Source organism: Brevibacterium sp. HMSC07C04, assembly GCF_001815905.1.
In the GTDB taxonomy this organism is placed as follows: Bacteria; Actinomycetota; Actinomycetes; order Actinomycetales; family Brevibacteriaceae; genus Brevibacterium.
Window position 1 is genome coordinate 1 of sequence record NZ_KV823263.1, and the last position, 15,228, is coordinate 15,228.

Consider the following 15,228-nt stretch of genomic DNA (forward strand, 5'->3'; position numbering starts at 1 on the left):
CGGGCGCTTAAAGCGCCCGGCCCCGCGGTGATGTGTCGCAGCGGCTCAGTGACCGCGTTCAATCCATTCCTGCAGATGCGGCTTTTCCGCGCCGATGCTGGTGGAATCACCGTGTCCGGTCAGCACAATCGTGTCTTCAGGCAGGGCGAAAAGCCGCTGCCGGATCGAGTCGATGATCGTGTCGAAACTCGAATGCGACCGTCCTGTCGCTCCCGGGCCCCCGTTGAACAGAGTGTCACCGGAAAGGAGGACCGGCACCTCGGCGTTTGCGGGAGTGGTTCCCCGAACGTCTTCGGGCAGTCCGGCACCCGTGAGGCCTTCGGCAATGTAGAAGCACGTGGAGCCGGGGGAGTGGCCCGGTGTGTGCATCGCGCTCAGGCGCAGACCGGCCACCGTGAAGGTGTCGCCGTCATCGATCCGTCCGGTGGGCTGACGGTCCTCGAACACTTGGTCCCACAGCACGGAATCGGCGGGGTTGAGCAGGATCGGCGGGTCGCCGAGCTTGGCCTGAGCGTCGAAGACGTACCGAATGTGGTCGTCGTGGCCGTGGGTCAGGAGGATAGCGCTGACTTCGCGCTCGCCGACGGCTTCGGCAATGGCATCCGGGCTGTGCGCCGGGTCGATGACGACGACGGTCGAATCGTCGCCGACAATCCACACGTTGTTGTCGACGTCGAAGGTTTCGCCGTCGAGCGAAAAGGTTCCCGAGGTGATGAGCCGCTCAATGCGGACGGTGCTGTCTGTCATGTGAACTCCACAACCGATCGAAGGACTTCTCCTTGTGCCATCTTCTCAAAGGCGTCTTCGACCTGCTCGATGCCGATCCGCTCGGTGACGAACTTCTCCAGCGGCAGGCGACCCTGCCGGTAAAGCTCGGTGAGCATGGGGAAGTCGCGCTCTGGCAGGCAGTCGCCGTACCAGGAGGATTTGAGTTTGCCGCCTCGGGCGAACATGTCGATGAAGGGAACGGTCAGCTCCATGTCCGGGGTCGGTACGCCCACCAGCACAACCGTTCCGGCGAGGTCGCGCGCGTAGAACGCCTGGCGCCAGGTTTCAGGTCGGCCCACGGCGTCGATGACGACATCTGCACCGAACCCGCCGGTGAGACTCTGGACCTTTTCAACGACTTCGTCTTCGCTCATGCCCTTCGACGAGAAGCTGTGCGTGGCTCCGAGGTCTTCGGCCGCGGCGAGCTTCTTGTCGTCGAAGTCGATTGCGATGATGGTGGAGGCACCCGCCAGTTTCGCACCGGCAATGGCGGCACAGCCCACACCGCCGCAGCCGATGACCGCCACGGAATCGCCGTGTGTGACCTCACCGGTGTTCATAGCAGCGCCGATTCCCGCCATGACGCCGCAGCCCAGAAGGCCGAGCACCGCCGGATCGCCTTCGTTGACCTTGGTGCACTGGCGTTCGGCAACGAGGGTCTTCTCGGCAAAGGACCCAATGCCCAGAGCGGCTTCGAGTTCCGTGCCGTCGGTCAGCGTCATCTTCTGCTTGGCGTTGTGGGTGGCAAAGCAGTACTGCTGCTCATTGCGCTTGCAGGCGCGGCATTCACCACAGGTGGCACGCCAGTTGAGGATGACGAAATCGCCGACCTCAACGTGGACGACGCCTTCGCCGACGGCGCTGACAACACCGGCGGACTCGTGGCCCAGCAGGAAGGGGAAGTCGTCACTGACTCCACCCTGGCGATAGAGGTAGTCGGTGTGGCACACGCCGCACGATTTAACGTCGACGACGACTTCGCCCGGACCGGGGTCGGGGATGACGATGTCGACAAGCTGTGCGGGTTCTTCTTTTGCGAAAGCGACAATGCCCTTCACGGTCTGGGACATGCTGACTCCTATAAGCAGTCGTTGATGTGTCAAGTCCCACGCTACCGAAAACTGCGCACAGATAAAGGCCGGGCTTCGCTGTGTGCCAAGCCCGGCCCTGTTTCAGTCAGCGTGCGGCGACAGGTCAGTCGATGTCGCCGGCCGCTTCGTCAGGGTGGGCCTTCAGATGCAGGATTGCGGCTCCGAGACCGCCCCAGACGGTGATGATGGCGATGAGCATCATGATGACTGCGGATGCGCTCATGGGGTAACTCCGTTCTCGTTGTTCGGTGCGGCAGCCTGGGTTTCTGCAGCTGCGGCTGGCTCGTTCAGCTGCTGTTCGAACTCGGCCTGTGCTCGTTCGACTTTTTCGAGGCTCTTGCGCGGCCACGGGGTGATCGACAGGACGAGCGACACCACGACGATGAGTCCGAGGACGCCCCAGCCGAGCAGGTTGAGGGTCAGCTGCGGATAGCCTTCGTAGCCTTCTTTGATCGTCGTCTGGATGACCTGGATGAGCATGACGACCAGGACAACCGGGGTGATGATGCCCACGAAGACCATCCACACTTTGCCGAGCTTGAACGACGACACGGCGTTGAGGTGGTCGCGCAGGAACGGCAGGCGGCGCAGAATCCAGGCGACCGTGATGATCGCGATGATGGCGATGCCGACGATTCCGATGTTGTTGACGAAGTAGTCGATCGTGTCCAGCGTGATGAGGCCCGAGGTGGTGGCGAAGCCGACGACTGCTGCCAGCGCCATGCCGCCGCCTATGAAGCCGGTGGATTTGCGCTGTGAAATGCCGAGCTTGTCCGAAACTGCCGCGATCGGCACCTGCACCAGCGAGATCAGCGAGGACAGACCCGCAAAGATCAGGCTGACGAAGAACAGCACGCCGAAGATCTCACCGAAGGGCATTTCGGAGATGATCTGCGGGAACACGACGAATGCCAGGCCGACACCGCCGGCGGCGACTTCGCTCACATCGCTTCCAGCGGCGTGGGCCATGAAGCCGAGCGCGGCGAACACGCCGATGCCCGCGAGGATTTCGAACGCGGAGTTCGACAGGCCGACAACAAGGCCGGAGCCGGTGAGGTTGGTGCGCTTCTTCAAGTACGAAGCGTAGGTCAGCATAATGCCGAAGGCCACGGACAGCGAGAAGAAGATCTGACCGTATGCGGCGATCCACACGCTCGGCTGCGCAATCTGGGAGAAGTCCGGTTTGAACAGGGCGTCAAGGCCGGTGATAGCGCCCTCTAGGGTGAGCGCGCGGATGACGAGTGCCACGAACAGGACGATGAGCAGCGGAATGAAGACCTTGGAGAAGCGGGCAATGCCGTCCTGCACTCCAAGCAGAAGGATGATGAGCGTGATTGCCCACACGCCGATGAGCGGTCCGAGCACGCCCGGCACGATGTCTGCTGTCGGCAGGCCGCCTTCGTCCAGCTGCAGGTACGAACCGAAGAGGAAGCCTTCGGGGTCATCGCCCCACGCCTTTGACAGGGAGAACCATGCGTAGCTGGCCGCCCAGGCGATGATCGCTGAATAGTAGATGGCGATGACGGTGGCAATGCCCACCTGAATCCAGCCGATGGGTTCGGCTGCGCGATTCATGGACCGGAAGGCCAGGGGTGCGGACGACCGGAATCGGTGGCCTATTGCGTAGTCCAGGAAGAGCAGCGGAATACCTGCCGTGATGAGTGCGACGAGGTAGGGGAGGATGAACGCTCCGCCGCCGTTTTCGTAGGTGACATAGGGAAAGCGCCAGATGTTGCCCAGACCGACCGCGGAGCCGACTGCAGCGAAGATGAAAGCGCTGCGGCTGACGAAAACCTGCCGCTTTTCACCCTGAGGGGGTGCTTGAGTTGACATAGAAACACCTTTGTTTGTTGCGATGATGGGAAAACTTTAAACGAATGAGTGACGAATATCATAGTTCGTCCAGGCTGCTTTCAGACTGTTGCCAGTTTGTGATTCTCAGACTGTCGCTGACAACGACTGCGGGATGGGTGCGAAGGCCTGTTGTGTTCACCGCTTGCGGTGACGCCATCCCCGCGCTGGCGGCGCATGGCGGCTAGACTGTCAGCCGTGACAATTCAGCTGTACAACACCAAGTCCCGCTCCCTTGAACCCCTCGTACCGGTCTGCGACGGACGGGTGGGGATCTACGTGTGCGGTGCGACCGTTCAGGGTGCGCCCCATATTGGCCACATGCGCTCGGCTGTCGTGTTCGACCAGCTTCGGCGCTGGCTGACCTACCGCGGACTCGATGTTCTGCTGGTTCGCAATGTCACCGACATCGACGACAAAATCCTGCAGAAGTCTGCAGAAGAGGGCCGCCCCTGGTTTGCCCACGCCTACAAGTACGAGCAGGTGTTCACTGCCGCATACGACAGGATCGGCGTTCTGCACCCGTCCTATGAACCTCGGGCCACCGGCCACATCACCGAAATGATCGAACTGATCGGCAGGCTGATTGACGCAGGCCACGCCTATGCGGCCGAAGACGGCAGCGGGGACGTGTACTTCGATGCTCGCTCCTGGCCCCAGTACGGTGCGCTGACGCACCAGAGCCTGGACGACATGGCCGAAACCGATGCCGAGGTCCGCGGCAAGCGCGACCCGCGCGACTTCGCACTGTGGAAAGGCCACAAGGACGGCGATCCCATCACAGCCAGCTGGCCGACCCCGTGGGGTCGCGGCAGGCCGGGCTGGCACATCGAGTGCTCGGCAATGTCGACCAAATACCTGGGCGCCGAATTCGACATCCACGGCGGTGGGCTGGACCTGCGCTTTCCTCACCACGAAAACGAGCTCGCCCAGTCAACTGCGGCAGGCGATGGCTTTGCCCGCATTTGGATGCACTCCGGTCTGCTCAACGTCGGCGGGGACAAGATGTCGAAATCGCTGGGCAATTCGATCTTCGCCCACGACCTCTTCGACGGTCATTCGGCGCTGCTGGTGCGCTACTTCCTGTCGACCGCGCACTACCGGTCCGTGCTGGAGTTCTCAGAAGAACTGGTCGAGGGGCAGGCCCCGGCCCTGGAGCGGATCCGCAACTTCATTGCCCGCGCTCGTCAGGAGCTCGGTGACCAGGCTCCGGCAGTGCCGACCTTCCGCGACACCTCGACGGCTGTGCCGGAAGCCTTCGCGCAGGCAATGGACGCCGACCTCGGCATTCCGAAGGCCCTGGCCGTTGTGTTCGACCAGGTGGGTGCAGGCTTCCGCCTGCTCGACGGCGGAGACCGAAGCGAACTCGCCCGGGTGCTCACCTCGGTGGAGCTCATGCTCGACATCCTCGGCATCAACCCGAGTTCGTCCACCTGGGCTGAGGGTGGAGAATCCTCGTCAACCGCGCAGGCTCTTGACCAGCTGGTCGATGAGCTCGTGCGCACCCGCGCTGAGGCGCGCGCGAACAAAAACTGGGCAGTGGCTGATGCGATCCGCGATCAGCTGGCGGCAGCCGGCATAGTCGTCGAAGACACCGCTGACGGCTACCGCTACCAGATAAAGGACTGAATATGGCAAAGGCAAAGGGTCCGCGCAAGGGAACGGGCGGTCACGGGCGGCGTCGGCTGGAGGGCAAAGGCCCCACCCCAAAGGCCGAAGACCGCGTGTACCACAAAGCGCACAAAGCCAAGCTCGAACGGCAGCGCCGTCAGCAGGGAAAACAGAACTCCCGCCGCTTCAAAGGCGAACAGGGTGCTGACACGGTTGCCGGGCGCAACTCGGTGCTCGAAGCACTCCGAGAGGGCGTGCCGGCCAAAGCGCTCTACATTGTGCGCGGAGCAGATTCCGACGACCGTGTGCGCGATGCGATCGCAATTGCCGCTGACCGCGGAGTGCCGCTGTTGGAGGCAAGCCGCGATGAACTCGACCGGATGACCGACAGGGCAGTCCACCAGGGGCTCGCCCTGGTCCTGCCGCCGTATGAGTACGCGACGCCGAAGGACCTGCTGGACGCAGCAGCCGCAGAAGTCCAGAAACCGCTTCTCGTGGCGCTCGACGGCATCACCGACGCCCGCAACCTCGGAGCGATCATCCGGTCAGCCGCCGCTTTCGGCGGACACGGGGTGATCATCCCCGAACGCCGCTCTGCCGCAATGAACGCCGGCGCCTGGAAGACATCGGCCGGGGCCGCCGCCCGCATCCGAGTGGCCCAGGTGGTCAACCTGGCTCGCGAGCTCGCCGAACTCAAAAAGCAGGGCGTGTTCGTGCTCGGCCTCGACATGGACGGTGAAGTCGACCTGCCGGAACTGCAGCTGGGCACCGAACCCGTCTGCCTGGTGGTCGGCTCAGAGGGTAAGGGCCTGTCGCGGCTCATCCGCGAAACCTGCGACCAGATCGTGTCCATCCCCATGGCCGGGGCAACAGAGTCGCTCAACGCCGGTGTCGCAGCGGCGGTGTCGCTGTACGAAATCGCACGCACCCGCGGTCTGCGCAGCGCTCCTGCCGAACCCGGCGCCTGAGAGTCAGCCCTGCCCAACCAGGGACCGGTACGTCTCCGCCAAGCGGGAGTCGAGTGCGCGCACCGCGGCGGCATCCGCCTCGGCAGCGGTGCTTGTGCTGGCGTAGAGCTCACCCGCCATATTGAGGCGCGCCAGCTGAAGATCGTGCGCTGTTTGGCCATCGGACAGGCGAGGGTGAAGCTCACCGGTTTCTGCATCGACAAGCCACGCGGTGTACCCGGCCTGCCCAGGTGAGAACAGCGTGTTTGACAGAGCGGCATCGCCCCAGAAGAACCCGGCCTGGTGAAGGCGGGCCAGGAGCCCGGCAAAGGCGTCGACCACGCTGTGCGCGGCGGTTGAACGGGGCCCGTCGCGCAGGATTTCGTCATAGCGGGCGGCCGGTGTCAGCCGCTGGGTGATGAGTGCTCCCGCAGTCGGGGTGGTGCGGCCGGTGACGACCCCCAGTGGGCGGACCGCCGGCTGGCCCGCGTCCCGCAGGGAGCACAGCAGTCGGTATTCGTCACCGGCTCTGCCCTCGTCTGTTTCCTTTATGATCAGCGTTTCAGCCAGCGCCTCAGCCTGCCCGCACTCCACTGCACGGACGGTGTGGCGCGACAGGCCAAGCGAACCGAACTGCACACCGTCCCATTGGGCCAGGGGTCTGTCCCACGGCAGGGTCGCAAGGCGCTCGCGGATGTCATCGTCAACAGCAGCGATGTGCACGCCCCGCGCACCCCGCACGCCTGTCACAGGAAGTCGCGCAGCTCGTCTGGCGTTCCGAGCCGCGTGATCCTGCCGTTTTCGAGCACGGCGATTCGGTCGGCGATGTCGAGTGCAAGCTGTGTGTCGCGAGTGGCGACGATTGCCGTGATGCCGATTGTGCGCTGCAGGTCTGCAAGGGCTGCGGTCGTCTCTTCGCGGGTGTCGTGGGGCAGTCGGCCCATCGGTTCGTCCAGGAGGAACACCGCCGGTCGGCGTACCGCCGCGCGTGCCATTGCGACGGTGTGGCGCTGTGTTCCGGTCAGTTCGTCCGGGGTGGCGTCGAGCAGGTCTTGCAGTCCCATGCGGCTGGCCACCGCGCGGACGCGCTCCATAGCGCCCTCGTGGGTTTCGCCGTACAGCAGCAGCGCGAAGGCCATGTTTTCGGCGACCGTCATGTGGGGGTACAGGGCGTAGTTCTCAAAGGCCATGACAACGTGACGCTGAGGGGCATTGAGCTTGGTGACGTCTTCTCCGTCAAATGCGATGGTCCCGGCAGTCGGCGTTTCCATCCCGCTGATCAGCCGCAGCAGGGTGGTTTTGCCCGAACCGGTCCCGCCGAGGATCACGAGCAGTTCACCGTTGGGAACATCGAGGTTGAGGTCGTCGATTGTCGTTGTCACAGTCGACGGATAGCGGTGCGTGAGACCTGTGAGGACGACCCGTGCCATTGGTGCCTTTCGTCATTGAGCAGCGTGGCGCAAAGCCGCGGTGGGCGGCTGCCACCAGGGACAACACTACCGCAAGGGGAGCTGATCTCCCTGCGCCCTGCCGTAGACTCGCCGTATGGGTGTTCGGCTGAAAGACGTTGCTGAGCGGGCGGGAGTGTCGGTTTCGACTGTCTCGCGCGTGCTCGGCGGTCGGGACACTGTTGCAGAGGCAACGCGCGCCAAGGTGATGCGTGCGGTTCACGACGTCGGCTATCAGCGCTCCACTCTGCTCGGCGCTGCCGCGGGTCAGTTTGCTGCGGTGAGCCTGCCGGAGAATCCCGAACACTGGCAGACGGACGTCGCGCGGGCTGCGATCGCCCACCTGCAGCGTGCCGGCCATGCCGTCATGACGCCGTATCTCGATGCTGAAGGCCGCGAGCTGAGTGCGTGCCTGAACGCCGGAGCGGCTGTCATCGTCACACCCACCTTCACCGAACTCGATGTCGATGTGCCTGTGGTGCGGTTCTCCCAGCCCGGGCGGCGCAGCAGTGCTGTGCGCACCGACGGAAGAATGGTCGGCCGCGACGATATTGCGGCTGATATCGATGTGCGCGCGGGCATGCAGCTGGCTTTCGACCACCTGTACGATCTGGGGCACCGCCGTATTGGGCTGGTGTGCAAGGACGTCGGAGAGCTCGCGGAGATCCTCAAGGAGAACTTCGAAGCTCTCCACCCGGCTGCGGCGATCGCCCCCAACCTCGACGATTGGATTGCGGCAGTCCCAAAGACCTTCGCCGGCGGTGTCGAGGCCGCATTGGTTCTGCGCGATGCCGCCTGCACGGCAGTCATTACGCAGAGTGCCCTGCAGATGTACGGAGTCTTTGAATCCATGCGCCGTCGTCGTCTCAGCGTGCCGCGCGACCTGTCGGTCATCGGCATCGGCGATTCGTCGACAATGCGGTTTACGAACCCGCCGGCAACCGTCCTGTCCTATGACACCGACAGTCTGGCGGAGGCACTTGCCAGGGCGGCCCTGCACATTCTGGACGGTTCGCCGCCGATGGCGGTTCCCCCGAATTTCCGGCCTCGGCTGCTGGCCCGCGCCTCGACCGCGGCAGTCAGGAGGTGAGCGTGACCCAGTACGAACTTTCCGGTGTGTCCCTGCAGCAGATCGCCACGGCGGCGGGAATATCTCAGGCCACTGCTTCACGGGCGCTGCGCGGTTCGGCGTCAGTTGCGCCGAAAACCCGCAGGGCTGTCGACATCGCCCTGCGCACCCTGGGCGTGAAGGTGCCGGCTGACCCCGATGTCAAGCGGATCGCCGTGGTCACGGCAGCGCCCATCGGGCCGGACATCGAGCCGTTCACCACCCTCATAGAAGAGCTGACCAAGCGCATTTTCGCCGTCGGCCACGTTGCCGTTCAAGCGGTCACCGACCCCGGTCTTCCTCCCACCTACGAACTGCTCTCAGCCGTTGGGGTCCACGGGGTGATCGTCGTCGGCGGCGGGCCCGCTTCGGGTGAAGCGGAGAAGCTGGCGAGCACCGAACTTCCCATGCTGCGCATTTCCCACGCCCGGCACACCGGTTTCGCGCAGATCATCATGGACTCATCGGTCGGCATTGAGACCGCTGTGCGCCACCTTGTGCAGCTGGGGCACACGAGGATCGGCTTGGCTGTGCCGGAGGACTCCGCGAAGAATTCCCGCGTGAGTGCTTTTCGAACCACGATGGCTGACCTGCTGTTCATCACCGGTACCCGGGAACAGGCTCCGGTTGTTGTCTCCGACCCCGGTGTGCTCGCCGGTGCGCAGGCTGCGCAGCAGCTACTGGACACCAAGTGCACTGCCGTCATCAGCGCGTCGCCGGATCTGACGGTCGGCTTCCTCCAAGCGGCCCAGCGGCAGCGCCTGCGGGTGCCTGACGATCTGTCGTTTCTGGCCGTCGGCGATGTCCCGGATGCCGATGTGTTCAATCCGCCGGTCTCTCAGGTCACGTTCGACTGGGAGCAGCTGGCCAGCACGGGCGTGCGCGAAATCGAGCGGCTCATGGCCGGGCCGGTCGATCCGCTGCCGGCCTACTGGGTCGAACCCGAGCTCGTTCTGCGCAGTTCGGATGCGCCGCTGGCCCGTCGCTGACTCAGCTGGCCCGCCGCTGACCGGAACCTGCCCACTGCCGAGGTGCCGTCAGGCCTCCCGTGACACTTCCCGTTCTCGGGCGCTGGCTAAATGGGCGAGCGCGCGGGACACCTCGCGCGGGTCTTCTGCCCGCAGCCGGGCTTCCGTCGCACCCTGGCCCACTTTGACGGTCAGCCCGCCGGGGTAGCGGTTGAGGTGGCGGAAGGCGTCTTCGTCAGTTGTGTCATCGCCCATGTAGATGGCCGCGTCGGCCCGTGTGGCCCGCATCAGCTGGTCGATCGCGTCACCCTTTGTTGTGCTGCGCACACTGAATTCGACGATGTCGTGACCGTGGACAATCCGCACATCGTCAAGTTCGGCTGACAGTTCGTCGAGGGTTCTGCGAACGATTTCGGCGCCCTTGGGTTCGACTTCGCGCGTGTGGAACGCCCGGCCCAGCGGTTTGCGCTCAAGCCACATGCCGGAGATCCCGGTGTGGTTCAGGCGCGAATCGAGTTCTTCGTGGGCGGTGTCGATGACGTCGAGGACCCGCATTTCGCGCGTGGAGAGATCCTCTCCGCTGCCGGGTACGGCAGCTTTTTCAACCGCGGCCGCATCGGGGACCGACACCTCGGCCCCGTGGGCCCCGAACAGCAGAGTGTTGTCTGGGGGAGTGACAACCGAGCGCAGATTGTCGAGGTTGCGGCCGGTGACGAATGCCGTCCACGTGCGCGGCAGCCGATCCAGCAGGTCTACCGCGTTGAGTGATTCCGGCAGGGCGCGGGATTCGTACGGGTTGTCCACCAGCGGAGCCATCACACCGTCGAAGTCCAGTGCGACCAGCAGCAGATTCGCTTGGGCCGCCTGCGAAAGCGCGTCTTTCAGCCGGCTCATCGTGCGCTTCCGTCGCTGTGCTCACCCGAAACCTCATCTGAGCCCAGTCCCTCGCGCACCGCATCCAAGCTGATGGCCGCAGTTTCCAGCGGAACGGGCTCCGTGCCGGCAATGCTGGCCAGGTCCGACAGGAAGCTGCCTGCCCACGTGTGTACGGTTTCGTCTTTCAGGCGCCTGCGCATGGGCCGCATCCGGCGGCGCTGTTCGCGCACTTCCATGCCCACGGCGCGCATGATGCCGTCTTTGAGTTCCGTAATGTCGTGGGGGTTGATGAGCACGGCCTGGGTCAGCTGATCGGCAGCCCCAGCGAACTCCGAGAGCACGAGCGCACCGGAATCATCAGTGCGGCAGGCCGCGTACTCCTTGGCCACGAGGTTCATGCCGTCGCGCAGCGGGGTGACGAGCATGACGTCTGCCGCCAGGTAGAAGGCCGTCATTTCGTCGCGGGGAAAAGAGTGGTGGAAGTAGTGGATGACCTGGTTGTGCAGGCCGGAGAATTCACCGTTGGTGTGGCCGACGGCCAGTTCGACCTCCGTGCGGATCTGCTTGTAGTGGTCGAGCCTTTCGCGGCTGGGGGTGGCGATCTGCACGAACGTGACCTTGTCCTTGTTCAGGCGGCCCTCGCGGAGGAGTTCGTGAACGGCTTTGAGGCGGTGGCGCAGACCCTTGGTGTAGTCCATGCGGTCGGTGCCGAGGATGACGATGTCCGGATTTCCCAGTTCGCGGCGGATGTCCTGTGCACGAGCCTGAATTGCAGGGTCGCCGGCCAGTTCTATGAGGGCTTCCGTGTCGACCGAAATGGGGTAGTGGGCAGCGCGTGCGGTGTGTTCCTCGGTTCCGAGGTCCGGGTCGGCGGTGACGGTGATGTCGTCGCCCTTGGTGATGAAGCCGGAGTGTTTGCGCACGCAGCGGCGGAAGTTCGCTGCATCCGTGGGCCGTTGGAAGCCGATGAGGTCCGCACCCTGGACTCCGCGCAGGATCTCAGAGCGCCACGGCAGCTGGCTGTACAGCTCCACCGGCGGGAATGGAATGTGGAGGAAGAAGCCGATGCTGACGTCCGGGCGCATGGAGCGCAGCAGCTGGGGGACCAGGAACAGCTGGTAGTCGTGCACCCACACGGTTGCGTTTCTGCCGGCGGTTTCGGCCGTGCGGATGGCAAAGCGGGTGTTGACGTCGAGGTATTTGTCCCACCACGTGCGGTGGAATGCAGGCGGTGCGATGACGTCGTGGAACAGCGGCCACAGGGTGCCGTTGGAGAAGCCCTCGTAGTACATCCGAAAGTCGTCAGAGCTCAGGCGCACCGGCACCAGGTGCATTCCGTCGTGTTCGAAGGGGTCAACGTCGGTGTCGGTGATTCCCGGCCAGCCGATCCACGCTCCGCTGGCTCGGCGCACAACGGGTGCAAGTCCCGTTACGAGACCGCCGGGAGCGGTCTTCCAGCCGGGTTCGTCACCGGAATCGTCCCGGTCGATGGGCAGCCGGTTGGCCACTACGAGGAATTCCGGGCCCTGCGCGGGTGGGTCGATGGTGGGCAGCTGGTCGGCGGCGTGCAGGCGTTTCACTGTGCTCCTTACTCGACCGCAGAGTTCGGCGGTGCGGCGACGGGCAGACCCTGCGTGCGCGGTGCGAATCCTGTGCGGAGATCCGGGACTTGCAGACCATCCTACTGAATTCGTCTACCCTGTTGTTGATGAATCTGCAGACAGTTGGCGGCTACCGCCTGGGCGAAAAGCTCGGCTCAGGCGGTATGGGCGTTGTGTACAAGGGCTATGACGAGCACGACCGGCCCGTTGCCGTAAAAGTCCTCCATCCCAGCATCGCGGACGACGAACCTTCGCGCTTGCGGCTAGCCCGTGAGGTTCGCACACTGCAGCGGATATCGCATCCGCGGATTGCTGCCGTCCTCGATGCTGATCTTGATGCTCAGCGCCCGTATATCGTCACGGAGTTCGTGTCCGGCGCAACTTTGCTTGAAGACGTCCGCTCAGGCGGTCCGTTCACCGAGCCCGAGCTGGTGCACTTCGGACACGCGCTGCTGGATGCGCTCGAAGCCGTGCACGCCGCCGGTGTTGTCCACCGTGATCTCAAACCGGCCAACGTCATGATCTCCGATGGTGAGCCCGTGGTCATCGACTTCGGGATTGCACAGGCTGTTGACGAGGTCACCGTCACGGTGACCGGTCTGGTCATGGGAACTCCCGGATACCTGTCTCCCGAGGTGGTCGAAGGGGGAGACTCGTCACCGTCGACTGACTGGTGGGGTTGGGGAGCGACGATGGCCTTTGCCGCCACGGGCCGCAATCCCTTCGGCGGAGGCGGCATTGATGCGGTCATTGCCCGGGTGGCGACTGGACGGGCTGATCTCGAAGACTGCCCGGAGCGCTTTGATCCCATCATCCGAGCTGCGCTGCAGCCCAAACCGGAAGACCGTCCCACGGGGGACGAGCTGCTCGGCGCCCTCATCGACGTCGAAGAGGGGCGGATGCCAGACTTCGGTCGGGGCTCAGAAGAGAAGCCAGACCCCGGTCCGGGTTCAGAAGACCAGACAAGGGTGCAGCCGGAGGCGGTGGCCCGCACGGAGGTTTTCCCGCGCCAGCAGCCGGCGGCACCTCAGTGGAAGCCTCCGGTGCACGGTTCGCTGGAGCCTGCCCACCGGCCCTATTCGCCCCAGCCGGGCGCTGCACATCAGACTGCCGTTGCTCCCTATCAGCCGCATTCGCCGGCACCCGTCGTGCCGCACCAGGGCGTTAGCCCAATCGCGCAGCAGCAGCCCTATCCGAATGCGGGCTTCGGGCAGCCGGTGCCGGACAAGCCGGTCCGCGGTCGTTTCCCGACTTTCGGCGCTGTCATGCTGGGCATGGCGGCGGCGGTGTTCGCGCCCCTGATTCTGGTGGTGGTCTCCTACCTGTGGCAGGTGTTGGCGCGCACGTTCGGCAAGGCGCACATCATTGCGCGCAGGCGCCGCCTCTACGAAGGGCCCGGCAGCGGGAAGTGGGATTTCGTGTCTCACGCGCCGGGTGCGTTCTTCAGTTCCGTCTTCCTCAGTGTCTTCGCGACGATTCTGCCCCTTATGGCTGGCCTGGCGACGTTCATTTTGGCTCACCTGAACCTCGTTGAGCTGGGTGACGGCCCCATGTCGGTTACATTCGAACTGTTCCTCGCCTCGGTTGTGTACACGTTCGTCCTGTGGAGGGGACCGGGTTCGCAGATGCTGCGTTTGGGAACACGGCTTGCCTTCGACCGGTGTACGGGGTCATCGAGGTTGGCCGGGCTGATCATCGGCGTGGTTCTGCTGATCGCCGCCGCATTTCTCCTGTCTGGAGTGCTGGCCGGCGACAGCTTCGACCCGTGGCCGCTGGCGCCGGAGGCCGTGGACTCCATTCCGCAGCTGACATAGCTGATCCCGGTGCTTTTCCCAGGGAGGATGTGCGCCTGCGGTCTTAGGCGCAAGTAGGATTGTCGGTGAGATCTTCAACCGGAGGAACAGCAGAGAAACATGGCGAAGAAACCGTCGAACATTGACCGCCGTTCGGCCGCGCGTGAAAAGGCGCGGCAGATTGCCGAAGCGCAGGCCCGCAAGCAGAAGACAGCCAAGCGTGTGCTCTTCATCGGAATCGCACTCGTGGTGGTCCTGGTGATAGTCGTGGTGAGTGTTCTCATCTACCAGTCCACACGGCCGGCTGACCAGCCGCAGGGCTACAGCGACGGCTCGGTGACGTTCGTCAAAGACGGCGACGGTGTGGCGCTGACGGGGGACCCGAGCAAAGACAGCAAGGACGCAAAGGACAGCGCGCCAAATGTCAAGGTGTTCCTCGACTACCAGTGCCCTGCGTGCGGGCAGTTCGAAGCCCTCAACGGCAAGGGGCTTGGAAAGCTCGCCGATGACGGCGATATTTCGCTGACCTTCCAGCCGGTGGCGCTGCTGGACAACCGGTCCGGCGGCACAAAGTACTCGACCCGGTCGGCCAACCTCATGATGTGTGTTGTCGACTCCGGCCAGGCCGATAAGTTCCAGGAACTGTCGCTCGGCCTGTTCTCCCAGCAGCCCGAAGAGGGCGCAACGGGTCTTGATGATCAGAAGATGCTCGACCTGGCCAAGGAAGCCGGAGTCGACGTCGACAAGAAGATCAACACCGCTGAGGATGATGTGACCGTCACGGACTGCGTGAACAACATCCAGTTTGAGGACTATGTCACCCAGTCGACGAAGGAAGCCCTCAACAACGGGCTCAAGGGCACTCCGACGGTGCAGGTCAACGGCGAAAACGTCGGTGACTGGAGCGACCAGCAGTCGTTCTTCGCTGAAATCCTCCAAGCTCAGAAGAAGTGAGTGAGGGCGGTCTGCGGTTGTTCCCGATGAGGTTTACATGAACCTGGGTTGTGGGTGCTATACCTCCTACGCAATTACGAGAAGACAGGAACTATCGCTGTGCGCTGCAACACCGTACATACGATTGTAGGAAGTAGGCGGACACCAGCAGTAAGCACCGTGTGAGGCAAACAGGGGGTTGGGGTTACCCGCAAATCGTGGACACGTAGTGG

At 63.9% G+C, this 15,228-nt stretch carries 14 protein-coding genes; 6 read left to right on the top strand and 8 right to left on the bottom strand.

The features are described 5' to 3' along the window. Nucleotides 1-45: 45 nt before the first annotated feature. From HMPREF3162_RS06905 to HMPREF3162_RS06915, 4 genes are all read right to left on the bottom strand, one after another. The gene (locus HMPREF3162_RS06905; RefSeq protein WP_070574828.1) at nt 46-747 is read right to left on the bottom strand and encodes an MBL fold metallo-hydrolase; all 702 of its coding nucleotides are present in this window, start codon (nt 745-747) and stop codon (nt 46-48) included. Next, entirely contained in the window at nt 744-1,838 is a 1,095-nt protein-coding gene (locus HMPREF3162_RS06910; protein WP_070574826.1) for an S-(hydroxymethyl)mycothiol dehydrogenase, read from the bottom strand. Before HMPREF3162_RS06910 ends, HMPREF3162_RS06905 begins: the two co-directional genes overlap by 4 nt. A 124-nt stretch (nt 1,839-1,962) precedes the next feature. Then, on the bottom strand, nt 1,963-2,082 hold the full coding sequence (locus HMPREF3162_RS11405; RefSeq protein WP_019175780.1) for a methionine/alanine import family NSS transporter small subunit: 120 nt from the start codon (nt 2,080-2,082) through the stop codon (nt 1,963-1,965). Beyond that, the gene (locus tag HMPREF3162_RS06915) at nt 2,079-3,692 is read right to left on the bottom strand and encodes a sodium-dependent transporter (protein ID WP_070574824.1); all 1,614 of its coding nucleotides are present in this window, start codon (nt 3,690-3,692) and stop codon (nt 2,079-2,081) included. The genes HMPREF3162_RS11405 and HMPREF3162_RS06915 overlap by 4 nt, the downstream gene beginning before the upstream one ends. A gap of 216 nt (nt 3,693-3,908) precedes the next feature. Between HMPREF3162_RS06915 and cysS the strand changes: the two genes are divergently transcribed. Together cysS and rlmB are read left to right on the top strand one after the other, a co-directional pair. After that, a complete protein-coding gene (cysS, locus tag HMPREF3162_RS06920; protein WP_070574822.1) occupies nt 3,909-5,339 on the top strand; it encodes a cysteine--tRNA ligase in 1,431 nt (476 codons plus the stop codon). Nucleotides 5,340-5,341: 2 nt separating this feature from the next. After that, nucleotides 5,342-6,289 carry a 23S rRNA (guanosine(2251)-2'-O)-methyltransferase RlmB gene (gene rlmB / locus HMPREF3162_RS06925; protein ID WP_070574821.1) on the top strand — a complete coding sequence of 316 codons (948 nt, stop codon included), beginning with the start codon at nt 5,342-5,344 and terminating at the stop codon, nt 6,287-6,289. 3 nt (nt 6,290-6,292) lie between these two features. Here rlmB and HMPREF3162_RS06930 read toward each other — a convergent pair whose 3' ends face one another. Together HMPREF3162_RS06930 and HMPREF3162_RS06935 are read right to left on the bottom strand one after the other, a co-directional pair. Then, nucleotides 6,293-6,991 carry a lipopolysaccharide kinase InaA family protein gene (locus tag HMPREF3162_RS06930; RefSeq protein WP_070574819.1) on the bottom strand — a complete coding sequence of 233 codons (699 nt, stop codon included), beginning with the start codon at nt 6,989-6,991 and terminating at the stop codon, nt 6,293-6,295. Nucleotides 6,992-7,014: 23 nt separating this feature from the next. Then, nucleotides 7,015-7,698 carry an ABC transporter ATP-binding protein gene (locus tag HMPREF3162_RS06935; protein ID WP_070777440.1) on the bottom strand — a complete coding sequence of 228 codons (684 nt, stop codon included), beginning with the start codon at nt 7,696-7,698 and terminating at the stop codon, nt 7,015-7,017. Nucleotides 7,699-7,813: 115 nt separating this feature from the next. Between HMPREF3162_RS06935 and HMPREF3162_RS06940 the strand changes: the two genes are divergently transcribed. After that, nucleotides 7,814-8,806 carry a LacI family DNA-binding transcriptional regulator gene (locus HMPREF3162_RS06940; RefSeq protein ID WP_070574816.1) on the top strand — a complete coding sequence of 331 codons (993 nt, stop codon included), beginning with the start codon at nt 7,814-7,816 and terminating at the stop codon, nt 8,804-8,806. Nucleotides 8,807-8,808: 2 nt separating this feature from the next. Beyond that, nucleotides 8,809-9,813 carry a LacI family DNA-binding transcriptional regulator gene (locus tag HMPREF3162_RS06945; RefSeq protein WP_070574815.1) on the top strand — a complete coding sequence of 335 codons (1,005 nt, stop codon included), beginning with the start codon at nt 8,809-8,811 and terminating at the stop codon, nt 9,811-9,813. A gap of 48 nt (nt 9,814-9,861) precedes the next feature. Here the strand turns inward: HMPREF3162_RS06945 and otsB are convergent, their stop codons facing one another. Continuing rightward, nucleotides 9,862-10,686, bottom strand: a complete 825-nt coding sequence (gene otsB, locus HMPREF3162_RS06950) for a trehalose-phosphatase (RefSeq protein WP_070574813.1) — start codon at nt 10,684-10,686, stop codon at nt 9,862-9,864. Next, nucleotides 10,683-12,248 (bottom strand): alpha,alpha-trehalose-phosphate synthase (UDP-forming), encoded by a 1,566-nt coding sequence (locus tag HMPREF3162_RS06955; RefSeq protein ID WP_070574811.1) that lies wholly within the window; start codon nt 12,246-12,248, stop codon nt 10,683-10,685. Before HMPREF3162_RS06955 ends, otsB begins: the two co-directional genes overlap by 4 nt. Nucleotides 12,249-12,376: 128 nt before the next feature. Between HMPREF3162_RS06955 and HMPREF3162_RS06960 the strand changes: the two genes are divergently transcribed. Next, nucleotides 12,377-14,083: a serine/threonine-protein kinase gene (locus HMPREF3162_RS06960; RefSeq protein ID WP_070574808.1), complete on the top strand. Its 1,707-nt coding sequence runs from the start codon at nt 12,377-12,379 to the stop codon at nt 14,081-14,083. Between the two features lie 99 nt (nt 14,084-14,182). Continuing rightward, on the top strand, nt 14,183-15,016 hold the full coding sequence (locus tag HMPREF3162_RS06965; protein ID WP_070574806.1) for a DsbA family protein: 834 nt from the start codon (nt 14,183-14,185) through the stop codon (nt 15,014-15,016). Nucleotides 15,017-15,228: the final 212 nt, after the last annotated feature.